This window comes from Streptomyces sp. NPDC001381 (genome assembly GCF_042895685.1).
GTDB lineage: Bacteria > Actinomycetota > Actinomycetes > Streptomycetales > Streptomycetaceae > Streptomyces.
In genome coordinates this window covers 338,768-362,170 of the sequence record NZ_JBIAWO010000005.1, presented here as the reverse complement: position 1 = coordinate 362,170, position 23,403 = coordinate 338,768, and the positions used below count along the sequence as shown (strand labels likewise).

The 23,403-nt window shown below is 71.0% G+C and carries 20 protein-coding genes; 11 read left to right on the top strand and 9 right to left on the bottom strand.

Annotated features, from left to right (window positions below; genetic code table 11):
• Positions 1-21: 21 nt before the first annotated feature.
• From ACFY2L_RS24360 to ACFY2L_RS24335, 6 genes are all read left to right on the top strand, one after another.
• Positions 22-1,233 (top strand): ROK family protein, encoded by a 1,212-nt coding sequence (locus ACFY2L_RS24360; protein WP_390657468.1) that lies wholly within the window; start codon positions 22-24, stop codon positions 1,231-1,233.
• 228 nt (positions 1,234-1,461) lie between these two features.
• Positions 1,462-2,082 (top strand): N-acetylmuramoyl-L-alanine amidase, encoded by a 621-nt coding sequence (locus ACFY2L_RS24355; protein WP_390657467.1) that lies wholly within the window; start codon positions 1,462-1,464, stop codon positions 2,080-2,082.
• 126 nt (positions 2,083-2,208) lie between these two features.
• Positions 2,209-3,516, top strand: a complete 1,308-nt coding sequence (locus tag ACFY2L_RS24350) for a GAF domain-containing protein (protein WP_390823357.1) — start codon at positions 2,209-2,211, stop codon at positions 3,514-3,516.
• 102 nt (positions 3,517-3,618) lie between these two features.
• The gene (locus ACFY2L_RS24345) at positions 3,619-5,142 is read left to right on the top strand and encodes an aldehyde dehydrogenase family protein (protein ID WP_390657465.1); all 1,524 of its coding nucleotides are present in this window, start codon (positions 3,619-3,621) and stop codon (positions 5,140-5,142) included.
• 345 nt (positions 5,143-5,487) lie between these two features.
• Complete coding sequence (locus tag ACFY2L_RS24340; protein WP_390657464.1) at positions 5,488-6,495, top strand: NADP-dependent oxidoreductase; 1,008 nt, start codon at positions 5,488-5,490, stop codon at positions 6,493-6,495.
• 26 nt (positions 6,496-6,521) lie between these two features.
• Positions 6,522-7,574, top strand: a complete 1,053-nt coding sequence (locus ACFY2L_RS24335; protein WP_390657463.1) for a zinc-binding dehydrogenase — start codon at positions 6,522-6,524, stop codon at positions 7,572-7,574.
• A 63-nt stretch (positions 7,575-7,637) separates the two neighbouring features.
• Here ACFY2L_RS24335 and ACFY2L_RS24330 read toward each other — a convergent pair whose 3' ends face one another.
• Positions 7,638-8,750 carry a catalase family protein gene (locus tag ACFY2L_RS24330; RefSeq protein WP_390657462.1) on the bottom strand — a complete coding sequence of 371 codons (1,113 nt, stop codon included), beginning with the start codon at positions 8,748-8,750 and terminating at the stop codon, positions 7,638-7,640.
• Positions 8,751-9,028: 278 nt separating this feature from the next.
• Between ACFY2L_RS24330 and ACFY2L_RS24325 the strand changes: the two genes are divergently transcribed.
• Positions 9,029-9,538 carry a DUF485 domain-containing protein gene (locus ACFY2L_RS24325; protein ID WP_390823356.1) on the top strand — a complete coding sequence of 170 codons (510 nt, stop codon included), beginning with the start codon at positions 9,029-9,031 and terminating at the stop codon, positions 9,536-9,538.
• Positions 9,535-11,151, top strand: a complete 1,617-nt coding sequence (locus ACFY2L_RS24320; protein WP_390657460.1) for a cation acetate symporter — start codon at positions 9,535-9,537, stop codon at positions 11,149-11,151. The genes ACFY2L_RS24325 and ACFY2L_RS24320 overlap by 4 nt, the downstream gene beginning before the upstream one ends.
• A 58-nt stretch (positions 11,152-11,209) precedes the next feature.
• Here the strand turns inward: ACFY2L_RS24320 and ACFY2L_RS24315 are convergent, their stop codons facing one another.
• From ACFY2L_RS24315 to ACFY2L_RS24285, 7 genes are all read right to left on the bottom strand, one after another.
• Positions 11,210-13,630, bottom strand: coding sequence for a SpoIIE family protein phosphatase (locus ACFY2L_RS24315; protein WP_390823355.1), 2,421 nt, complete (start codon positions 13,628-13,630; stop codon positions 11,210-11,212).
• Positions 13,631-13,857: 227 nt separating this feature from the next.
• A complete protein-coding gene (locus tag ACFY2L_RS24310; RefSeq protein ID WP_390823354.1) occupies positions 13,858-14,085 on the bottom strand; it encodes a hypothetical protein in 228 nt (75 codons plus the stop codon).
• A gap of 110 nt (positions 14,086-14,195) precedes the next feature.
• Positions 14,196-15,473, bottom strand: a complete 1,278-nt coding sequence (locus ACFY2L_RS24305; protein ID WP_390823353.1) for an ABC transporter substrate-binding protein — start codon at positions 15,471-15,473, stop codon at positions 14,196-14,198.
• Between the two features lie 5 nt (positions 15,474-15,478).
• Positions 15,479-16,591: a branched-chain amino acid ABC transporter permease gene (locus ACFY2L_RS24300; protein WP_390823352.1), complete on the bottom strand. Its 1,113-nt coding sequence runs from the start codon at positions 16,589-16,591 to the stop codon at positions 15,479-15,481.
• The gene (locus tag ACFY2L_RS24295) at positions 16,588-17,478 is read right to left on the bottom strand and encodes a branched-chain amino acid ABC transporter permease (RefSeq protein WP_390657456.1); all 891 of its coding nucleotides are present in this window, start codon (positions 17,476-17,478) and stop codon (positions 16,588-16,590) included. Before ACFY2L_RS24295 ends, ACFY2L_RS24300 begins: the two co-directional genes overlap by 4 nt.
• Positions 17,475-18,287 carry an ABC transporter ATP-binding protein gene (locus ACFY2L_RS24290; RefSeq protein WP_390823351.1) on the bottom strand — a complete coding sequence of 271 codons (813 nt, stop codon included), beginning with the start codon at positions 18,285-18,287 and terminating at the stop codon, positions 17,475-17,477. The genes ACFY2L_RS24295 and ACFY2L_RS24290 overlap by 4 nt, the downstream gene beginning before the upstream one ends.
• A complete protein-coding gene (locus ACFY2L_RS24285) occupies positions 18,284-19,042 on the bottom strand; it encodes an ABC transporter ATP-binding protein (RefSeq protein ID WP_390657454.1) in 759 nt (252 codons plus the stop codon). The genes ACFY2L_RS24290 and ACFY2L_RS24285 overlap by 4 nt, the downstream gene beginning before the upstream one ends.
• A 189-nt stretch (positions 19,043-19,231) precedes the next feature.
• Between ACFY2L_RS24285 and ACFY2L_RS24280 the strand changes: the two genes are divergently transcribed.
• Positions 19,232-20,527, top strand: a complete 1,296-nt coding sequence (locus ACFY2L_RS24280; protein WP_390657453.1) for a PucR family transcriptional regulator — start codon at positions 19,232-19,234, stop codon at positions 20,525-20,527.
• Complete coding sequence (locus ACFY2L_RS24275) at positions 20,524-21,189, top strand: TetR/AcrR family transcriptional regulator (RefSeq protein ID WP_390657452.1); 666 nt, start codon at positions 20,524-20,526, stop codon at positions 21,187-21,189. The genes ACFY2L_RS24280 and ACFY2L_RS24275 overlap by 4 nt, the downstream gene beginning before the upstream one ends.
• A 120-nt stretch (positions 21,190-21,309) precedes the next feature.
• On the opposite strand, the gene ACFY2L_RS24270 is transcribed toward ACFY2L_RS24275, so the two are convergent.
• Complete coding sequence (locus ACFY2L_RS24270; protein WP_390823350.1) at positions 21,310-21,762, bottom strand: MarR family winged helix-turn-helix transcriptional regulator; 453 nt, start codon at positions 21,760-21,762, stop codon at positions 21,310-21,312.
• A gap of 154 nt (positions 21,763-21,916) precedes the next feature.
• On the opposite strand from ACFY2L_RS24270, the gene ACFY2L_RS24265 reads away from it, so the two are divergent.
• A complete protein-coding gene (locus ACFY2L_RS24265) occupies positions 21,917-23,401 on the top strand; it encodes an MFS transporter (protein ID WP_390823349.1) in 1,485 nt (494 codons plus the stop codon).
• Positions 23,402-23,403: the final 2 nt, after the last annotated feature.

Below are 23,403 nucleotides of genomic sequence, written 5' to 3'. Positions count from 1 at the left end.
CGACGACGAATCGACTCAGGCATGACCGCTCCCCCGCACGAGGCCCGCGCCACCGGCCCGGGGCGTGCGCTGCCCGACACCCAGCAGGGCATGCGCCGCCGCAACCTGGCGCGGGTGATGCACGCCGTCAGCGCCCAGGGGCCGCTGTCCCGGGCAGCGGTCGCCTCCCGCATCGGCCTGACGCGTGCGGCGGTGTCGACGCTCGTCGACGAGCTGATACGCACCGGCCTGCTGGAGGAGCTGGGCCCGGAGCGGCCCAGCAGGGTGGGCCGGCCCGGATCGGCGCTGGCGGTGAGCGGACGCGGTCCCGCGGGGCTGGGCGCCGAGATCGGCGTCGACCATCTCGCGGTCTGCGCCGTCGACCTGCGCGGCGAGGTGCGGGCGCGCGCCGTACGGCACGGCACGAACCGGGGTCGCTCCCCCGAGCCGGTGATCGAGGAGCTGACCGGGCTGCTGCGCGAGGTCGTCGCCGAGGCGGCGGGCGAGGGGCTGTGGCCGGCCGGGCTCGCCGTGGCCGTCCCCGGCCTGGTCGCCCGCGACGGCCGGACGGTCGTACGCGCCCCGAACCTCGACTGGCACGACATCGACCTCGGCGCCCTGCTGCCCGGTGACTACCCGCTGACGGTGGACAACGAGGCCAACTTCGGCGGGCTGGCCGAGCTCTGGCTCGGCGAGCGCACACCGCGGGACTTCCTGCATGTCTCCGCCGAGATCGGCATCGGCGCCGCGCTGGTCGTGGACGGCAGCCTGCTGCGTGGCACCCGCGGCTTCGCGGGCGAACTGGGGCATGTGCCGGTCCACCCCGACGGACCGGAGTGCGTGTGCGGCGGCCGGGGGTGTCTCGAGCAGTACGCCGGCGAGGAGGCGGTGTTGCGGGCGGCCGGGCTCGAACCGGGCGGCGACCGCGTCGGACTCCTCGCGGGGCGCGCGGCGGACGGCGACCCTGACGTACGGCGGGCCCTGCGCGATGCGGGAACGGCGCTCGGCATCGCCCTCACCGGGGCGCTCAACCTGCTGGACCCCGAGAGCGTCGTGCTCGGCGGCGCCCTGGCCGGGCTCGCCCCCTGGCTGCTGCCGTCGCTCGAATCCGAACTCGCCCGGCGCTCGGCCGGCCCCGCACGCCCCGTTTCCGTGTCCCGGCTCGGCCCCGAGGGACCGTTGCTGGGCGCCGCCCACTCGGTGGTGCGCGCCGTGCTGGACGACCCGGCCGCGGTGGGGGCGGAGGGGGCCTGACAGGTGGCCTTACGGGTGACCGTCGGCCGAGGTCCCGGGACAGGCGCGGGCGCCGAGGGGCCGCCCGCGAGCCGCGGTGGGCCGAAACTCCACGTTCGGGTGAGCGAGTTGTCCACAAGGGGGCTTCTGTCCACCGAACTCCACGGCCTCCCGCTGCCTGACCGGTGATCGCCGTAACGTGATCCCCGCGGGGCAGCCGTCGGTCTCCGCAGAACGGAGAGCGCAGCCATGAGCGACCCTCACCTCAGCCAAGCAGCAACCCGGTCCGGGCCCACGAGGCGGCGGCTGCTGACGGGCGCAGCCCTCGTCGCCGTCCCGTACACCCTCCTCCCCGGCGCGCGGGCCGGCGCGCAGACCCAGGCCGTCGACTACCGGCACGCCGAGTGGCAGCCCGCCACCGGCTCCAACCGCACCCCCTCCGACCGCCCCGCCACCCATCCCGTCGACCGTGTCGTCATCCACGTCACACAGACCGACTACGCCCAGGCCCTGTCCGTCTTCCAGAACCCGAAGAAGAAGGTGTCCGCGCACTACGTCGTGCGCTCCGCCGACGGCCATGTGGCGCAGTGCGTACGCGAGTCCGACATCGCCTGGCACGCGGGGAACTGGGAGTACAACACCCGCAGCGTCGGCATCGAGCACGAGGGATGGGTGGACCGGCCCGACTCCTTCACCGACGCGATGTACGAGCGGTCCGCCCGGCTCACGGCCTCGGTCTGCGCGCGGTACGGCATCCCCCGGGACCGCGCGCACATCATCGGCCACTACGAGGTGCCGGGCACGGACCACACCGATCCCGGTCCGAACTGGGACTGGGGCCGGTACATGAGACTCGTGAACCGCGTCTGAAGGGCCGCGGACCCGGTCGGGACCGGACCCGGACGCCCGACTTCGGACGACCGTGTCCAAACGGTTGTCGCACCGCACACCCGGCGTGACGATGTCCCCAGCCGTGTCGTCTGCCGGGAGGGCGAGTTGCCGAGCGATCCGTGGGTGGCCCTGGAGCCGGGGGACGACCCTGCCGAGCGGGTACGGATCCTGCGCCGGGCGCATCAGACGTTCACCGAGGCGGGGACGGTACCGAGGCCGGTGCGGGCCGTCGTGGCGGACTCGTGGCGGCGTTCGGCGCGGGCCGGAGTGGGTCCCGACGGCACCGCGAGTGTGGAACTGACCGACGGCGATCTCGGCACGTACCGGTCCGAGCATCCGCTGGCCCGGGTGATGCCGCTGTTCCGCGAACTCATGGGCACGTTCGCCGCCGACGGGGAGCACCTCCTCGCGGTGTGCGACGCGCACGGCAGGCTGCTGTGGGTCGAGGGGCACGCGGCGACGCGGAAGCAGGCGGGGCGGATGAACTTCGTGCCGGGCGCGCGGTGGGCGGAGAGCGCCGTCGGGACGAACGCGCCGGGTACCGCGGTCGCCGTGGACCGTCCGGTGCAGGTGTTCGCGGCGGAGCACTTCATCCGGCGGGTGCAGCCGTGGACCTGCGCGGCCGCGCCCGTGCACGATCCACGGACCGGGAGGGTGCTGGGGGCGGTGGACATCACCGGCGGCGACGGGCTGGCCCATCCGCACAGCCTGGGCTTCGTCCAGGCGGTCGCGCGGGCCGCGGAGGCCCAGCTGGCGCTGCTCACCCCCGAGCGCCCGCGGGCCGACGTGCCGGAGCTGACCGCGCTCGGCAGGGACGAGGCGCGCCTGGTCGTCTCAGGCGGCGGCATCAGGCTCAGCCGCCGGCACAGCGAGATCCTGGTGCTCCTGGCCCGGCACCCGGAGGGCCTGACCGGCGACGAGTTGCTGTGCGCGCTGTACGAGGACGAGTCGGTGACGCCGGTGACCCTGCGGGCGGAACTCGCCCGGCTGCGGGGGGTGCTCGGCCCCGGGCTGCTGGCGTCGCGCCCCTACCGGCTCACCGTTCCCCTGGAGTCCGACGTCTCGGTGGTCGAACGGCGGCTGGCCTCGGGCGCGTTGACGGCGGCCTTGGCGGCCTACACCGGGCCGCTGCTGCCGGCCTCGCAGGCTCCGGCGGTCGTACGGCTCCGGGAGCGCCTCGCCGACGGTCTGCGCGCCGCGCTGATCGCCGGCCAGGACCCCGACCTGCTGGCGGACTGGGCGCACACGCCGTGGGGCGAGGACGACCTCGCCGTATGGCGGGCGCTGGCGGCGGTCCGCCCGACGGCGGCGATACGGGCGCGCCTGACGGCGCTGGAGAAGGAACTGACGGCACCGGAGCGCTGGGCGCGCCGCCAGGTCGTGCCGGGCGTCGCACGGCAGACGGGAAGGTGACGGCAGGACCAGGGGCCGCAACGTCGCTGCAACGTCCGCGTCCCTAGCCTCCCGCCAGAGCCGCCCAACGGCGGGCGGCCCTGCTCAGGGAGGCACACCGGCATGACCCGTTACGCGGCGCCCGGCACCGAGGGCGCGATCGTCTCCTACCAGGCGCGATACGACCACTTCATCGGCGGCGAGTACGTGCCGCCGGCCCGCGGGCAGTACTTCGAGAACCCGTCCCCCGTCAACGGGCAGCCGTTCACCGAGGTGGCGCGCGGCACGGAGGAGGACGTGGAGCGGGCTCTCGACGCGGCGCACGCGGCCGCGCCCGGCTGGGCGCGTACGTCGGCGACCGAGCGCTCGGACATCCTGCTGAAGATCGCCGACCGCATGGAGGCCTCTCTGGAGCCCCTCGCGGTCGCGGAGAGCTGGGAGAACGGCAAGCCGGTCCGCGAGACGCTGGCGGCGGACATCCCGCTGGCCATCGACCACTTCCGCTACTTCGCCGGGGCGGTGCGCGCGCAGGAGGGTTCGCTCAGCGAGGTCGACGAGGACACGGTGGCGTACCACTTCCACGAGCCGCTCGGCGTCGTCGCGCAGATCATCCCGTGGAACTTCCCGATTCTGATGGCCGCGTGGAAGCTCGCGCCGGCGCTGGCAGCCGGCAACGCGGTGGTCATCAAACCGGCCGAGCAGACCCCGGCCTCCCTCCACTACTGGATGAGCCTGGTCGCGGACCTGCTGCCGCCGGGCGTGGTGAACATCGTCAACGGCTTCGGCCCCGAGGCGGGCAAGCCGCTCGCCTCCAGCCCCCGGGTGGCGAAGGTCGCGTTCACGGGCGAGACGTCCACAGGCCGGCTGATCATGCAGTACGCCGCCGAGAACCTGAAGCCCGTCACGCTGGAGCTGGGCGGCAAGTCGCCGAACCTCTTCTTCGACGACATCTGGGAGAAGGACGACGATCTGCGCGACAAGGCCCTCGAGGGGTTCACCATGTTCGCGCTGAACCAGGGCGAGGTGTGCACCTGCCCGTCGCGCGGACTGATCCAGCGCGGCAACTACGGCGACTTCCTCCAGGCGGCGGTCGCGCGTACCGCGCTGATCAAGCCGGGCAACCCCCTCGACACCGAGACCATGATCGGCGCGCAGGCCTCCAGCGAGCAGCTGTCGAAGATCCTCTCCTACATCGACATCGGCCGCCAGGAGGGCGCCAAGGTGCTCACCGGCGGCGAACGCGCGGAGTACGACGGCGAGTTGAAGGGCGGGTACTACGTCCAGCCGACGATCTTCGAGGGCGACAACCGGATGCGCGTCTTCCAGGAGGAGATCTTCGGACCGGTCGTCTCGGTGGCCTCGTTCGACGACTTCGACGACGCCGTCAAAATCGCCAACGACACGCTGTACGGCCTCGGCGCCGGGGTGTGGACGCGTGACATCAACACGGCGTACCGCGCGGGCCGGGCGATCCAGGCGGGCCGCGTCTGGACCAACTGCTACCACGCCTACCCGGCGCACGCCGCCTTCGGCGGTTACAAGCAGTCGGGGATCGGCCGGGAGACGCACAAGATGATGCTGGAGCACTACCAGCAGACGAAGAACCTGCTGGTGTCGTACTCACCGAAGAAGCTGGGCTTCTTCTAGACCCCGAAGAAAGGGCGCCTGACCTGGGAAGATACCCGTCAGGCGCCCTCCGCGGCGCCTGGCTGCCCCTGTTCGTCCCCTCTGGACCGGCAGGCAGAGCACCGGGGTGAACCAGACGGCCATCCGCGACGGAGGAGGTCTCCGAGGGGCTGTACGGCGACAGCCCGGACACCTCGCAGGCGATCACGAGGCGGCTCTTGCCTCCGACGTGACGGCATCGTACGCTCACCGTTCATACCGACTGGACGGTATGCCATGCAATCGCATCGATACGCGGCGACGGCGGCCTGCGTGGCCGCCGCACTGGCCGCCGTTCCGACGCGACCGTCGAAGGAGCCGCCGAAGATGAGCAGCACCAACCACCAGGTGCGCCTGGCCGCACGTCCCGTGGGAGAACCCCGGCCCACCGACTGGGAACATGTCGAGGAGCCGGCCGGTGAGCCGGGTGACGGTGAATTCCTGGTGCAGGTGCTCTGCCTGTCGATCGACCCGGCGATGCGCGGCTGGATGAACGCGGGCAGGTCCTACATCCGCCCCGTGGAGATCGGCGAGGTCATGCGCGCCGGCGCGGTGGGACGGGTGATCGCCTCGCGGCACTCCGGATTCGCGGTCGGCGACCATGTCTCGGGCTCGTTCGGCGTGCAGGAGTACTGCGTGTCGGACGGCCGCGACGTGACCAAGGTCGATCCTGCGGCCGCCCCTTTGCCGACCTACCTCGGCGCTCTCGGCATGCCGGGCCTGACGGCCTACTTCGGGCTGATCGACATCGGGCGTCCCGAGCCCGGTCAGACCGTCGTCGTCTCCGGGGCGGCGGGGGCGGTCGGCAGCGTCGTCGGCCAGATCGCCAAGATCCTTGGCTGCCGGGTCATCGGCATCGCCGGCGGCGAGTCCAAGTGCCGTCTGGTGGTCGACGAGTTCGGGTTCGACGCCGCGATCGACTACCAGAAGGAGGACGTCCGCAAGGCGCTGCGCGAGCACGCCCCCGACGGTGTCGACGTGTACTTCGACAACGTCGGCGGTGAAGTTCTGGACGCCGTGCTGCTTCGGCTGGCACGCGGTGCCCGCATCGTCGTCTGCGGCGCGATCTCCCAGTACAACAGCACCAAGCCGCAAGGGCCCGGCAACTACCTGTCGCTGCTGGTGAACCGCGCCTCCATGACGGGATTGGTGGTGTTCGACTACGCCGACCGGTACGCCGAGGGGATCGCGCAACTGGCCACGTGGCGAACGCAGGGCCGGCTGAAGTCCCTGGAGGACGTGGTGCCGGGCGGAGTGGCGGCGTTTCCCGAAACCCTGATGCGGCTCTTCCGTGGCGAGAACCACGGCAAGCTCGTGCTGCAGGTCGCGGACTGACCGGGCGGGGCGGAAGGAGAGATCCGGTGAAAGCACTGAGCTACCACGGCCGTCACGACATCCGCTACGGGAATGTTCCCGACCCGGCCGTCACCCGTCCCACGGACGCGGTGGTCCAGGTGACCGCGGCCGGCATCTGCGGCAGCGACCTGCACATCTACCACGGCAACCCGTTCAGCCCGGAACTGGGCTACTCACCGGGACACGAGTGCGTCGGCGTGGTGCTCGAAACCGGCGACCAGGTCACCGGCTTCAAGCCCGGCGACCGGGTACTCGTGCCCGCCTCGGTCGGCTGCGCCCTGTGCCGGTCGTGCGCGGCCGGGTTCACCGCCCGCTGCGAGCGGGCGAAGTCCAGCACCGAACTCTGCTACGGAGTGAGCCCGCAACTGCCGGGCAGTCAGGCTCAGGCCCTGGCGGTGCCCTACGCCGACGTCAACCTGGTGCACTTGCCCGAGGGCATCTCCGACGAGGCCGCCGTCGTCCTGACGGACAACGCCCCCACGGCCTGGTACGGCTGCCGCCGTGCCCGCATCCAGCCCGGTGAGACCGTCCTGGTCATCGGCCTCGGGCCGGTCGGTCTCATGGCCGTCCAGTCCGCCTACGCGATGGGCGCCGCGCGGGTGCTGGCCGCGGACCTGGTCGCGGAGCGCCGCGCCTTCGCGGCCACCCTGGGTGCCGAGCCGGTCGAGGGCGACGACGCACGCTCCGCCATACGGGAGATGACCGGCGGACGCGGACCGGACGCCGTGGTGGAGGCCGTGGGCTCGGACGCCACCATCGAACTCGCCCTCAAGGCCGTCCGGCAGGCGGGCCGGGTCAGCGTCGTCGGGGTCAGCCAGAGCAAGGCGTTCCCTTTCCACATGGGACTGGCGCAGATCAAGGAACTGGAGTTCGCCATCGGGCTGTGCTCGGTGCATTACGAACTCCCGCCCCTGATCGCGCTCACCCTCGCCGGCCGGATCAAGCCGGAGGTGGTCGTCTCCCACCACCTTCCGCTCTCCGAAGGCCCGGCGGCGTACGAACTGTTCGCAGGCCGCTCCGAGGGCGTCCGCAAGATCCTCCTCGACCCCACCCGCTGACCCTGCCCACCGCCGCCCGCGCGGGGCCGGGGATTCCGCTGCCCGGCACGCGCCTTGACCGGGCTAGCCGAGCAGTTGCGCGCTGCCGACCGGTTCGCTCCGCTGCTGTCCGTTGATGCGATGCCGCTCGATGGACGAGCGCCGGTACACCTCCTGCCGCACCCGCTGGATCTCGCCGATGGGCCGGTGCTCCTCACGCGAGCGCCACGGTGTGATCGACGTGGCGTCGGCGGCCGCCACGTTGTCGTCCCCGCCGATGTCCTGCCGCGGGAGATCGACACGGGCGACGGTGACCCAGGGGGACAACTCTTCGGGCCACTTCACGGAGGTGTTGTCCACCGGCATGCGAGCCAGGTCGGTGTTGAGCTGCACCTGGAGCTCGAAGGAGTGGTCGCGCTCCGCGGCCTCCGCGACCAGGGTGCGGCGGAACGCCTCGTTGTCCGCGTGCACGTCCACGATCTGGTGTGTGAGGGCGGCCAGGGACTCGGCCGTCGGCACGGTGCGGATCTTGGCGATGTGATCGCCGTAACGGAAGGCACCCATGCTGTTGTAGCTGTACGACAGCAGGTTCCTGCGCGGGACGGTGGTGAACGAGAGCATGGCGAACAGTTCGTCCCAGAGCCAGCCGTCGGGATCGGTGAGCGTACCCCGGCGGGTCAGGAACTCCGCCATCCAGGTCTTGCGGCGGGCGGGGTTTGCCAGGCCCTCGGGCAGTTCCGCGAACAACTCCTCGATGACCATGTAGTCGTAGGCGGTGTTCGCGAAGAAGACCTCGTTGTTGATCAGGTTGAGGTCAAAGGTACCGGTGTCCGGTTCGTCGGCCAGCAGTGTGGGGCCGGGGACCCCGAACATCTTGATGCCCATCCCACACGCCGCGCCCAGCTGGTGGTCGGGACGCTGGTGACCCAGACCGTTGGAGTAGCGGACGACAGCGTCGTACTCGGTGGGCCGGGCGAAGATGCCCTGCCCGTGGAAGTCCGGGTTCTCACCGACCGTGACCGTGGCCTTGAGGAGGCCGTAGGTCTTTCCGTGGGCGGTGCGGACGGCGCGGCCGACGGCCTCGCGCTCGACCGAGGTGCCGGTGCGCTGTGCCACCTGGGCGACCACCGCCTCCAACTCCTGCTGATAGGTCGGCCGTTCGGCGGGGCGGTAGTCCTCGTAGCGGACGAAGTCCATGGTGCTGCCTCCTGTGGTGGTGCCGTTGACCTCAGACGCTAGCCAGCAATTAAATTGTGCACAATATAACCGGCTGTGATGAACCCCACGCCGTCGAGAGCACACCACTGGGCGCGCTCGTGACCACCGTCGGCCGGTCTCCACCCGGAGACCGGATCAATCCCGAAACGTGACGGACGACGGGCTTACTCACATGCCAACCAGTCGGTATGGTGCGCCGCCTGAAGCATTCTTCTCTGTTCACCGCACGGATCCGAGCCGCAGTGGAAGGCCAGGCGATGACGTATTCCGACGAGAACCGGTACCCACCATCAGCACCTGCGGGATGGCCGCCGCCGTACCCCGAACCCCACCGGATCCCCTCCGGACACGACACGTACGGGCAGAGTTCGTGGCCGGAGCAGTACGGGCACGACACCCCTCGATACGACGCGTACGGGCGGCACGCCACCTGGGACGCCCCCTACGCGCACGAGACTCGTCGGCCCGACGCCGACCTCGCCGCCCTGCGCTCGGCCTACCGCCTGCTCCGCCGGATCTCCACGTGCACCGCGCTCGGCTCCTTCGTGGTGTACGTCCTGCTCTCCTGCTACACGCCCGGCCTGATGGGTTCCAAGATCACCGGAGAACTGAGTCTGGGCATGGCCCTGGGCGTCCTCCAGCTCGTCGTCACCTTCGCGGCCGTCTCCTGGTACGGACGCAGCGCACGACGTTCGGTGGATCCGCTGGCCCGCGCCGTCAGGGAGCGGGCGGTCCCCGCCGGCCGGAACGCGGGGGCGACCAGATGACCGACTTCAGCTCCGGGACGCAGGGCACCGTCCTGGTTCTGTTCACCACGCTGGTCACCGTCACGCTGATGATGTGTGTCATGGCGGGACCGGAACGCGACGACCTGACGAACTTCTACACCGGCTACCTGTCGCTCACCCCGCTCAAGAACGGCCTGGCGATCGCGGGCGACTACATCTCCGCGGCCACGGTACTGAGCACCACCGGCATCATCGCGCTCACCGGATACGACGGCTACGTCCTCGCGGTCAGTACCGCCCTGTCCCTGGTGCTGCTGATGTTCCTGCTGGCCGAACCCCTGCGCAACGCCGGCAGGTTCACCATGGGCGACGTCCTGGCCCGCACCATGCCCGGACGGGCCGTGCGTATCGCGGCCTGCGTGGTGACGCTCTCGGCGACCCTGCCCTTTCTGGTCGTCCAGCTCTCCGGAGCCGGGTCGCTGCTCACCTTCATCCTGAACATCCCGCACGCGGCGGGCGCCAGGACGGCGTCCATCGTCATCGTCGGCACTCTGATGATCATTTATGCGGCGATCGGCGGTATGAGGGGCACCGCGCTGATCCAGATGATCAAGATCGTGCTCCTTCTCGGCACCAGCATCGTCGTCGCCGCTCTCGTACTGAACCGCTTCGACTGGAGCCCCGGCGCCATCCTCAGGGCCGCCCAACACGGCAGCGTCGCGGGCCCCGCCTACCTGCAGCAGGGCCTGCAGCTCGGCACGTCGGCCACTGGCCGACTGGACTTCGTCAGTTTCCAGATCACCGTCATCCTCGGTGTGGCCTGCCTGCCACACATCACGATGCGCATGTACTCCGCGCGGGACGTACCGGCCGTACGTCGCTCCATGTCATGGGCGGTGGGCACGGTCACCACGTTCTGCCTGCTCGTGATCATCATGGGTACGGGCGCGGCGGCCCTGGTGGGATCGCAGCACATCACCGCGGCCGATCCTCAGGGCAGAACGTCGATGCTCATGCTGTCCCAGATGCTCGGCGGGCCCCCCGGCTCCGCAGGCGCGACGATGCTCTACTCGGCCGTGGCGGGCATGGTGTTCATCACCCTGCTGTCGTCGGTCGCGGGGATGACCCTGGCAGCGGCCTCGTCACTCGCCCACGACCTGTTCGCCCATGCGGTGCGGCGGGGACAGGCCGAGCCGCGTACCGAGATGACGGTGGCGGCGTGGACGAGCGTGGTCGTGGGGATCGTCGCCATCGGACTCGCCACCACGGTGCAGAACTGGGACGTCGGCGTGCTGACCACGCTGGCCGTCTGCATAGGAGCGTCGGCGGTGGCACCCGCGCTCACCTACTCCCTGTTCTGGCGAGGGTTCACGCGCACCGGCCTGCTCGCCACCCTCTACGGCGGCGCGGCCAGCGCCTTGCTGCTCCTGGTCTTCTCCAAGGCCGTCTCGGGCACGCCGTCCGCAGTCTTCCCGCATGCCGACTTCGACCTGTTCCCCATGCAGACCACCGGACTGGTCTCCATTCCGGTCGGCTACCTGGCGGGCTGGTTGGGCAGCCGCCTGGACCACCGGCGCCGCGCCGCCGACAGCCGTGAGCACCGGCGCCTGTACGAGGAGAGCGAGGCACGGCTGCTCGCCGCAGCCGAATGACCACGGCGGCGCGGGACGGCCGGCTCCGGGCGGCCTCCCGCGTCTGCCGCGAAGACGGTCAGACGGGCGTGCCGCTGAGCGGTTGCTCGGTCCACACGGTCTTGCCCTCCCGGGTGTAGCGCGTACCCCAGCGTTCGGTCATCTGGGCCACCAGGAACAGGCCCCGCCCGCCCTCGTCGGTCGTACGGGCGCGGCGCAGGTGCGGTGAGGTGTGGCTGGTGTCGCTGACCTCGCACACCAGACACCGCTCACGGATCAACCGCAGGGTCGCAGGACCGCCGGCGTAGCGGTGCACATTGGTGACCAGCTCGCTGGCGATCAACTCGGTGGTGAACGCCAGGTGCTCCAGACCCCACTCGGTCAGCTTGGCCGTGGTCAACGCCCTGGCCCGGGAGGCGGCGGCAGGCCCCGGCGGCAGACGCCAGGAGGCGACGTCGTCCGACGGCAGCATGCGCGTGCGGGCGATCAGCAGTACGACGTCGTCACTGGGACGCGAGGGCACAAGGGCCTCGACCACCGCTTGGCATGTACGTTCCAGCGCGCCCGCGGGGCGGGTGAGCGCCGCACACAGCTTCGTCAGGCCGACCTCGGCATCGATGTGGCGTTCGCCGATGATTCCGTTGGTGTACAGGCACAGCAGACTTCCCTCGGCCAGTTCGATGTCCCGGGCCTCGAACGGCAGACCGCCCAGGCCGAGCGGTGGGCACGCGGGGAGGTCGAGCACCGCCACCCGACCATCCGGAGCGGTCACCACCGGCGGCGGATGACCGGCGCGGGCCACGGAGCAGCGTCCGGAGACCGGGTCGTACACGGCGTACAGGCAGGTGGCGCCGACAACCTGCTCCCCCACGGGCCGTTCGCCGACTGCTTCCTGTTCGGCCGCCAGCAGGTTGACCAGGTCGTCAAGGCGGGAGAGGACCTCGTCCGGTTCCAGGTCGAGGCTGGCAAGCGTGTGGACGGCGGTGCGCAGCCTGCCCATGGTCGCGGCAGCATGGATGCCGCGTCCCACCACGTCGCCGACGACGAGCGCGACCCGGGCCCCGGACAGGGGAATGACGTCGAACCAGTCGCCGCCCAGACCCGGGCCGGCGCTGGCCGGCAGGTACCGCAGGGCCACCTCGACGGCCGACTGGTCCGGAACCGCCCGGGGCAGAAGACTGCTCTGCAAGGCGAAGGCGGTCTGCTGCTGCTGCGTGAAGCGCCGGGCGTTGTCGATCGCGACGGCGGCTCGCGCGGCGAGTTCCTGAGCGAGGGTGAGATCGTCGGCCTCGAAGGCATCGGGGCGGCGCGAGCGCCACAGGGTCATCACACCGAGCACCAGGCCACGCGCGGCAAGTGGTACCACGATCAGGGAGTGGGCGCCCGGGTCCGGAGCGTGGGCACCCTGGCGCTCTGCCGCCGAGAACCAGTCGGGCGGGATCACCGGCTCGAGGACGGGCCGTCCCTCGGCCAGGCATCCAGCCTGCGGGGTGTCGGGCCCGAACTCCACCGGCTCGCCGTGGGGATGGGGCGGTCCGGGTTGCTGGGCACCGATGCTGCAGTACCCCAGTCGGACCACGGGCCCCGCAAGGGCGCGCCTCGGTTCCTCACCGCGCGTCACCGGCTCAAGCAGGTCCACGGACGCATGGTCGGCGAGGTGAGGCACCATCACCTCGGCGAGTTCCCGGGCGGTCTCGGCCACGTCGAGAGTGGTTCCGATACGGCTGCCCGCCTGGTCGAGAAGTGCGAGCCGGCGCTGGGCCCGATGGCGTTCGGTGATGTCCTCGATCATCTCGGCAACACCCAGGATGCGGCCCGAGGGGTCTTCCATCCGGAAGGACGACACCAACGCGACCCGCTCCCTCGCCGGATCCCGCTCCAGGCGGGCGAACTGCTCGGAGTAGACCAGGGGTCTTCCGGTCTCCAGCACCTGGCGCACCCGGTCCACTGCCTTGCGCGCGTCGTCGGGGAGGAGCATCCGCCCGGTGGGCAGCCCCCGGAAGTCTGCTGCCGGGACGCCGCTGAAGCGTTCGATCGCGCGGTTGACCCGGAGAATCCTCAGGTCGGGGCCATGGACGACCAAGCCGATCGGGCACCGGCGGTACAACCCGTCGAGAACCGCGCGGTCCCTCTGCCATTCGAGGACGTCACCCGCGAGCGCCCCCGCGAGGACCCACTCACGGACCCGGCCGTCGCGGGACAGCTCATGAGCCCTGAGCCCCAGCTCCACGAGCCGCCCGTCACGGTGGCGCAATCTGAGCACGCCGGCCCAGGCACCGGCCCTGCGGCAGTTCTCGGCGGCCTCGGTAACAGCCGGCAGATCGTGAGGATCGACCAGGATCTCGAACGCCGGACACCCGATCACGGCCGTGTCCTGGTAGCCGAGCAGTTCCTGAGCCCGCCGGTTCCATCCGACCACTGTTCCCCGGTCGTCGAGCACCGCCGAGGCAGCGAGGTGCGGGGCGAACGGATCGTCGTGGCCTGCGCTGAACTCCGTCATCGCTTCTCCACCGCTGGACACCACCGTGTACTCGGTCGCCGATGTTCTGCCGCGGGCCCTGGCCGGTCACCGGCATGACGGCGTCCGTGGCGGTGGCTCGGCGTTCCCGAATGCACGCGACCTGCTGACCATGTAAGCCTATGGACATCTGGCGGACGCCGCGGCCTCGCCCGCCGCGTGGCGTGGCGTGGCGGGCATGAGGGATGACATCGGGCACGCCGGCCCCCTCACGACGAGCCGCTACGGGCCTTCGCCCTGCGCAGCCCCGCCAGGCCCTGCGGAGGCGTCCCCGGCCCCCGTGCCGCCAGGGCCCGGCTGGGCTGCCCGGCGGTGCCCGTGCCCCGGCGCAGCCGGTTGCGGACGACGCGGACATGGACGTGCGCGCCGCCGAGGAGGGTGCGCCGCGTGGGATCCGCGCCGAGCTGGTCGCCCCGGGGCCTGATCGGCATCCCCACGGGCCGCGAGGTCCCGGCCCGGCGGGCGTCGCGTTCCCCCTCTGGCCTCCCATGACGGGCGGGGGCGGTCCCGAGAGGTCAGGGCATCGACCGGGACCGCCCCCGCCGGCTCACTTCGCCAGCGGGCCGAACTCCTTGCGGGTGTCCACCGGCTTGCCGAACAGCTGCCACCGCTCGCCCTTGAACCGCATCAGCTGCATCGTCTCGATCGGGAAGGCGTCATCGGGCCCGGTGGAGAGGGTGACGCCGGGCAGCAGCATGTCCACCTTGACGTCCTTGAGGTTGCGCACCGCGTCCCGCAGCCCCTCCCTGGTCGGGCACTCCATCGCGTCCAGGGCCTTGTGCAGGCTGGAGGCGGCGGCCCAGCCATAGGCGTTGAACTGGTTGGCCGGGTCGGAGTCGGGCGCGTACTTGCGCAGCGCCTCGGTGTACGTCCTCATCTCCTCGTCGTCGGCCCACTGCGGGTCGGCGGGGTCCTTGAAGTAGGTCGCCGAGACCACGCCCTGGACGTTCTTGAACCCGACGGGCTTGAGCACGGTGGCGGACGAGGACACGTTGTTGACGATGTGCAGCGGGTTCCACTTGGTGTTCTTGGCATCGGCGGCGAGTGCCTGGCTGCCGAACTTGGGCGTGGTGATGTCGAGCAGCACATCCGCCTTGGACCGGGCGAGGCTCGTCATCTGTGCCGAGACGGACGGGTCGGTGACCTCGTAGCTCTCCTCGGCGACCACCTTGATACCGCCGCCGGCGACGGCCGCCTTGAATCCGCCGAGCAGGTCCTTGCCGAAGTCGTCGTTCTGGTAGAGGACGGCGACCTCGGCCTCGGGCTTCTCCTCCTTGAGGTACTTGGCGTACACCCGTGCCTCGGCGATGTAGTTGGGCTGCCAGCCGGTGGTCCACGGGTGCTTGTCGTCGGTACCCCAGACGGAGGCACCGGTGGCGACGAAGGGCTGCGGCACCTTGCGCTTGTTGAGGTAGTCCCACACGGCGGCCGTGGACGGGGTGCCCAGGGTCTGGAAGACGGCGAAGACCTTCTCCTGCTCGACGAGTCTGCGGGCCTCCTCGACCGCCTTGGGCGGCTGGTAGCCGTCGTCACGGACGGTGAACTCCACCGTGCGGCCGTCGATGCCGCCCTGGTCGTTGACGTGCTTGAAGTAGGCGCTCACACCTTTGCTGATCGTGCCGTACGCGGAGGCCGGCCCCGACAGCGGGTAGATGCCGCCCAGCTTGATGGCCTTGTCGGTGATACCGGTGGTCTGCTGGCCCTGGCACGCTCCGTCGGCTGAGGCGTCCTTGTCGTCCTGCCCGCGCTGGCTGCTGCAGGCGGTGGCGAGGAGCAGGGCGGCGGAGGCGGCCGCGGCCGCCCGCAGAGTGGTCGTCTTGCGCATGTGGTTCATTCCTCTTCCGTGCGGGGCAGTGCGCCCACGGGTTCGGCATCGACAGGTGCGGGATCCGCCGGGGCGGCGGCCGCGGACGGTTCGGAGTCGGGCGCCCGGTCGTCGGTGGCGGGCATGGTGGTGCGGGTGAAGCGACTGACGGCGACACCTCGGAGACGGCCCGCCAGACCGGCCAGTCCCGTCGGGGCCACGAACATCACCGCGATGATCAGCAGGCCGAACACCACACCGGGCGCCGCGTCGCTGATGTCCTGGGCCACGCTCGGCACGTACATCACGAACGCCGCCCCGAGCAGCGGCCCGTAGAGCGAGGCGAGCCCGCCCACCACCAGGCCGGCCAGCAGCGTGATGGACAGGACGAAGCCGAACGAGTCGGGCGAGACGAAGCCGATCACCCAGGTGTAGACGCACCCGGAGACTCCCGCGAACAGCGCGCTCCACGCGAAGGCGAGGGTCTTGTGCAGCGACAGCCGTACGCCCATGACCTCCGCCGCGCTCTCGTTGTCCCGCATGGCGAGCAGGGCCCGGCCGACGCGGGAGCGCAGCAGGTTGCGGGCGAGCAGCAGAGCCACCGCGGTGACGGCGAGGACGACGAAGTACGTCCACTGGTCCTCGGCCAGCCCGCTCCACGCGGGCGCCTGCAGCTTGTCCACGGTCAGTCCCATGGAGCCGCCTGTCACCGGTTCGAGCCGCTTGAGCAGCGGTGGCAGGAACACCGCGAATGCGAGCGTGACCAGGGCGAGATACAGCCCCCGCAGACGCAGGGCCGGCACGCCGAAACCGAGGCCCAGCAGGAAGCATCCGACGGCCGCGACCGGCAGCGTGGCCAGGTGGCCGGTCTCGTACCGGTCGAGCATGACCGCCGCCGTGTAGGCCCCTGCCGCGAAGAACGCGCCGTGCCCGAGGGAGATCTGCCCGCCGAACCCGACCAGCAGGTTCAGTCCGGCCAGTGCCACGGCGTACAGCAGCACCATGGTCAGCTGGAAGACCTGGAAGGGGGCGAAGTAGAACGGTGCGCCGAGGGCGACGCCCGCTGCGAGCAGCGCGGTGAGCGCGGCCCGCAGGCGGCGGGCGCGGTCGGTGCCGGGTGTTGCGGTGATGGTGCTCATGCGCGCTCCACCGCCGCCCGTCCGAACAGGCCCTGGGGCCGCACCAGCAGCACCGCCAGGATGATCACCAGGGGTACGCCCACCTTCAGGTCGGCGCCGATGACGTCCACGTACGCCCCGGCCAGCGTCTCGGCGACGCCCACGAACAGGCCGCCGACGACCGCGCCGACCGGGCTGTCGAAGCCACCGAGGGTGGCCGCGGCGAAGGCGTAGATCAGCACCCCGCCCATCATGTTGGGCTCCAGGAACAGCACCGGGGCGACGAGCACACCCGACACCGCGCCGACCGTCGCGGCCAGTCCCCAGCCGAGCATCAGCACGCGGCCGACCCTGATGCCCGACAACCGGGCGGAGGCGGGATTGGCGGCGACGGCCCGCATCACCAGGCCGGCGGAGGTGTGCTGGAACAGCACGTACAGCAGGCCCATCACGCCGGCCACCACCGCGATGATCCCGAGGCTCGACCAGTCCACGCGTACTCCGGCCAGGTCGATCCCTCCGTCGGGGAAGGGCTGGGGAAAGTCCTTCACGGTGAACGACCAGATCAGACCGGCCATCGCGTTGACGAAGATGAACAGGCCCACCGTGACGATGACCATCGTGAGTTCGGGCGCGTTCTGCACCGGGCGGATGACAATCCGTTCGACCAGCATGCCGCCGGCGAAGGACACCGCCAGGGTCACCGTCAGCGCCAGCCAGAACGACATCCCGGACGCCATCAGCTGCCACGCCACGTAGGTGGAGATCATGGCGAGCTCACCCTGTGCGAAGTTGACGATCCCGGTGAACCGGTGGATCAGTACCAGCGCCAGCGCCAGGCTGGCATAGACCGCACCGGAGCCGACGCCTTCCACCACTTGCTGGAGCAGTTCGGTCACGGCGCTCACCCGCCTTCTCCGGAGCGGACGGAGACACCGAGGTACACCTCGGCGACCTGCCCGTCCTCGCGGATCTCCTGGGACGGCCCGGACAGCACCAGGCGGCCGGCCTCCAGTACGTGGGCCCGGTGCGCGACATCCAGCGCGAGTTGGGCGTTCTGCTCGACGACGACCACGGTGGTGCGTTCCTCCTCGTTGACGGCACGGACGATCTCGAACAGCTCGCGCGTGACCAGCGGCGCGAGGCCCAGCGACGGCTCGTCCAGGAGCAGCAGCGAGGGGCGCAGCATCAGCGCTCTGCCGATGGCGAGCATCTGCTGTTCGCCGCCGCTGAGGCTGCCCGCGGCCTGCCTGGACCGCTGGCGGAGCTTGGGGAAGTAGCCGTAGATGCGCTCCAGGTCGGAGGCGACGGCCGCGCGCTCGGCGCGGCCGTCGCGCCGCCACCGCCCGGTGCGCAGGTGGGCGCCGATGCGCAGGTTCTCCTCGACGGTCAGGTCGTTGAAGGTGCCCCGGCCCTCGGGTACGTGCGCGACGCCGAGACGGGCGGTCTGCTCGGGCGAGCGGCCCAGCAGCTCCGTACCGTCCAAGGTCACCGAGCCGCGTCCGCGGACCATGCCGCACAGGGCGCGCAGGGTCGTCGTCTTGCCCGCGCCGTTGGGGCCGAGGATCGCGCAGACCTCGCCACGGGCGACGCAGAAGTCGAGCCCCTGGAGCACGCGGGCCTGGCCGTATCCGGCGTGCAGGCCGGTCACCTGCAGGAAGTCCGGCTCCGCAGTCGCCTGCGCGGCCTTGGTGCTGTCGGCGGTGGGTTCCGTCATGCCGCCACCCCCAGGTACGCCTCGATGACCGCCGGGTCGCGCTGGATCTCCTCCGGCGAGCCCTCGGCGATCTTGCGTCCGAAGTCGAGGCAGACCACCTTGTCGCACAGGCCCATCACGAACCCCATGTGGTGTTCGACCACCACGAGCGTGAGGTCGAACTCCTGGCGCACCGACCGGACCAGATCCGCGAATTGGCCGACCTCGCCGTGGCTGAGTCCGTTGACGGGTTCGTCGAGCAGCAGCAGCCGGGGCCGTACCGCGAGCGCCCGGGCGAGTTCGACGCGTTTGAGCGTGCCGAACGGCAACCCGGAGGCGGGGTGGTCGGCCACCTCCGCCAGGTCGAGCCGCTGGAGCAGTTCGTCTGCCTGGTCACGTAGTTTCCTCTCCTCCCGCCGGACGGGGGGCAACCGGAGCGTCGCGGCGAGGTGTCCCGTGCGCCCCCGGCTGTGGGCGCCGACCATGACGTTCTCCCGGACCGTGAGACGGGGGAACAGACCGAGGTTCTGGAAGGTGCGGGCGATGCCGCGCCCTGCCACGGAGTGCGGCGGGAGGGCGAGCAGGTCCTCGTCCTCGTATCGCACCGTCCCCGCATCAGGGGTGCAGCGCCTGGTGAGGCAGTTGAACAAGGTGGTCTTGCCGGCTCCGTTCGGTCCGATGAGCCCCACGGCGGTGCCCGGCTCGACGGTGAACGCGACACCGTCCAGTGCCGTGATCCCGCCGAAGCGCACGCTGATACCGTCGACCGCGAGCATGAGTGACGCCCCTTCCGAGGTGCTGGGGGGGTGGGCGAGCGTCACAGTAGGTGGGGGCCTTCCGAGCGCACATTGGGTGCGAGCACCCAACTTCGCGGCCACCGACTTGTGCGCCGCGCCCAGCTCCCCCGACATGCCGCCCGCCGAGCCTGTTGACGGGACACGAGGAAGGCGGCGACTATCGGCGCCATGCCTCGCGGACCCACTCTCGGCGGCCCCGCCCTGACCGAACCCCTCAGCCGGGAGCGGCACCGGATCCTGCACGCGGTCCAGGACCGGCTCGGAGACGTGGCGAAGACCGCCGTCGCGGTCATGCGCACGGAGATCCCGTCCTACGCGCTGCAGGACGAGCGGTTCTTCGACGACGTACGGGACCAGGTCCTCACCCACTACCGGATGCAGCTTGCGGCGCTGGCCGGGGACCGGGACATCGCCCCCGAAGACCTGGTCTTCAGCCGCGCGGCGGCCATGCGCAGAGCACGGGCGGGGTTCGCCCTCGAGGACTGGATCAGTGCCTTCCGGGTGGGCCGCCAGGTGCTGTGGGACGCGCTGCTGGAGTGCGCGGGCACGTCCGCCGAGGCGCAGCAGGCCGCGCTGTCCCTCGTCACCCCGCTGATGCGGTACGTCGACTACGCCAGCACCCATGCCGCGCAGGCCTATGTCGAGTACGAACAGCACGTGGTCGCCGACGCGGACGGGCAGCGCCGGGACCTCCTCGACCAACTCCTGGCCGGCACGGCACCGACACGCGGTCCGCTGCTCGCGGCGGCGCAGGCGTACGGCATCGGACCGCACTCGCCGATGACGGCGGTCGTGGCGGTGTGCGTGGGCGACACCCGCACCGGAGACCGCGCCTCGGCCGAGCACGGCTACGCGACCAGCGCGTCCATCGGCATCGCCGGGCCCTGGGCAGGCCGGACCCTGGTCGTCGTCCGCCACGGCGAGGTGGTGGCCGTGCCCGTGGTCCGCACCGGCATGGACGCGGAGGACATCTGTACCCACTTCGAGGCGGTGCAGCGACGGCTCGCGAGCGAGGGGATCATTCTCTCCATGGGCATCAGCACAGTCGCCAAAGGCGCCGGCGAACTGCCGCGCGCCTACGAGGAGGCACGGGCCGCCCTCGACCTCGTGCCGAGCGGGGGCGGGGTGGCGGCACTGCCGCGCCTGTCCCCCTTCGACTACCTGGCGCTGCGCGCGGACGACCTCGCCCGCCAGCTGGTCGATCCCCGCGTACAGGAGCTGCTGGAGGACGACCGCAGACGTGGTGACACGCTGGCGGCCACCATACGGGCCTTCGCGGAGGCCGACCTCAACCTGCGGCTGGCCGCCGACCGGCTGCGGGTGCACCACAACACGGCCCACTACCGATTGCGCCGGATCGAGGAACGCACCGGGCGCAATCCGCGCCGGATCGCCGACCTCCTGGACCTGCTGGTCGCCCTCGCCATCCGCGACGGCGCCGGAGAAGGTGAGGATCACCAGTGAGCGGCATCGTGGAGCCTGCCGGGACCGAGACGGCACATCAGCTGCCGGACCCGCGGGAGGACACGGGTCTGCCGGAGGTACCCGCCGGGCAGAACCGAACGATCCGGAACGCGCTTCTCGACGCCGCGCTGGAGGTGTTCACCGAGCGCGGTTACGCCGACGCCGGTCTCCCCGAGATCGCGGCGCGCTCAGGCATCCCGGTGGGCAGCCTCTTCCAGCACTACGGCGGAAAGCGAGGGCTTTACCTCGCTCTTTGGGAGGAGTTCCGGGAGGAACAGGAGCGCCGGACCGCGGCCACGCTGTCCGCCGAGCGTGGCCGCGGCGTGGACGACCCCATCGCCCTCTTCGTGGCGGGAGCCAGGGCCTATCTGGAGGGCGTCTGGGACAACCGGCGCATCGGCAGACTCCTCGTGGAGAATGACGGCCCCACGGGCTTCGACGCCCTGCGCCGCCAGTGGGACCGCGCGTGGGTACGGCGCAACGCCCGGCTCCTTCAGGTGGACGAGAAGCGCCGTGCCGGCCGGGTGCGGGTGAGCGTGCTCACCACCGTGATCGGCGGGGCGGCACGCGAGCTGGGCGACTGCGGGGACGAGACGGAGGCATTGGAGATCGTGGACGAGGTGTGCGGGATCCTGATCCATCTGTCGGCGCCGCCCGGCTGAGACGCCCGGGGCACAGCTCAGTGGGGGCCTCACGAGGAAGCCCCCGGCGATGTCGTCCACCACGAACCGTGGAGCGAGGCGGCATACGGCGCATACGCCGGTCGCCGCCCCCGGCCGCGATCAGGTCGTCTCCTCGGGGTGCAGGCGCCCCAGGAGTTCGTAGAGACTGCGGCGACCCTCCTCGTCCAGCCGCGCGAAGGCTGCCGAAGTGGCCCGCATGTCGGCGCGGATGAGACGGACCGCCTGCCGTCCCTCTTCGGTGGCGACCACGTTCTTGATCCGCCGGTCGCCCGCGTCGGCGTGTCTGGAGACCAGCCCACGCGCCTCCAGGCGGTCGACGAGTCCGGTGATGTTGGAGGCGTCGCAGCCAAGCCGACCTGCGAGGGCGCGCATCGGCAGCGGTTGCCGAAGCAGGATGAGCATCTTGGCCTGCGTCATGGTGAGCCCGTGCAGTGCGGCCGCCGCTGTCAGGTCCCGGTAGTAACCGGCGGCTGCGCGGGCCAAGCGCTCCATGAGTGCGTCGTGGGCAGGGTCACTGGAGCGGTCGACGGGCGGCGCGGGGGTGTGGGCCATGCCTCAAGTTTAGGCGCACCTCAATGTTTGACTTCCTAAACCATTGAGGTTTACCGTCACCGTCATTGCTTGACTGTATAAAGCATCTAATCCTCGACCACTCCTCTGCCGGGTTCCCGCCGTAACGCCCCGCACCGCACCGGAGAGAGCACCCGTGTCACAGCCCCTTGCTCCGCCGCACGGCCGACGCCGAGCCGAGACCGCGGTCGTGCTTGCCCTGAGCCTCGCCGCGATGATCGTGTCGATGATGCAGACACTGGTGGTGCCGATTCTCGGCCTGATCCAGAGCAGCCTCGGCGCCGGCTCCGCCGAGATCAGCTGGGTGACCACCGCCACCCTGCTCTCGGCAGCCGTCTTCACCCCGCTGCTCGGCCGCTTCGGCGACCAGCACGGCAAGAAGCCGACCCTCATCGGCGTGCTGGTGGTGATGATCGCCGGCTCCGTCCTGGCCGCCACGACCGACTCGCTGCTCTGGCTGATCGTCGGCCGCGTGCTGCAGGGGGCCGCCACCGCGATCTTCCCGCTCGCTCTGTCGGTGCTCCGCGAGGAGGTCCCCGCCCGCCGTCTGCCGGGAGCGATGGCGCTGGTCAGCGGCACCCTGGCCTTCGGCAGCGGTTTCGCGCTGGTCACCACCGGCCTGCTGACCCGCGGCGAGGAGGCCGACTACCACCGCGTCTTCTGGCTGGCCACCGGTCTTGCCGTGGTCACCCTGCTCGTCGTCGTCCTCCTCGTACCGGCCGGCCGCAACAAGACCGGGGGACGCATCGACATACTCGGCGCCCTCACCCTCGGCCTCTTCCTGGTTCTCCTGCTGCTGCCGATCTCCCAGGGTCACGAGTGGGGCTGGACATCCGCCCGTACGCTGGGCAGCTTCACCGGCGCGGTCCTCATGGCCGGCGTCTGGAGCTTCACGGAGAGCCGCGTCCGCGAACCCATGGTCGACATGAGGATGTTCCTCCACCGCCCGGTGCTCCTCAGCAACCTCGCGGGCCTCTTCGTGGGATTCGGGATGTTCACCCAGTTCCTCGGCGTCTCGTACCTGGCGCAGGTGCCGAGGGACATAGCAGGCTACGGCTTCGGCGCCCCCGTGCTCCGCGCCTCCGTCGAATACCTGCTGCCCAGCACCGTCGCCTCCCTCGTCGCCTCCCAGTTCGGTGGCCTGCTGATCCGCAGGATCGGCCCACGCCTCACCCTCTCCCTCAGCGCGACGGCGGGCATCGCCGGCTTCGCGTGGCTGGCTGCCGCACACGCCTCGACCCCTTCGGTCATCGGCGCCGGCATGGCTGTCGGAACGGCCATCAGCCTCGGGTACGCCGCGATGCCCGCCCTCATCGTCGCGGGGGTGCCACCCCACCAGACCGGCATCGCCAACGGCATCAACTCCATCTCCCGGTCCGTCGGCAGCGCGGTCGGCAGCGCGCTGGTCACCTCACTGCTCGCCTCCAGAACCATCGAGAACCTTCCGGCCGGAGTGCCCCCACTGCCCGCCGAGAGCCAGTTCACCCTGAGCTTCACCCTCGCCGGTGTCGCCTTCGCCTTCGTCCTGGCCCTTTCGCTGGCCGGCCTCGCGCACGGACGACAGGCGCCCCGCACGGAACACCTGCCCGCGCGGGAGCCGGCCGCCACCACCGCTGCCTGAAG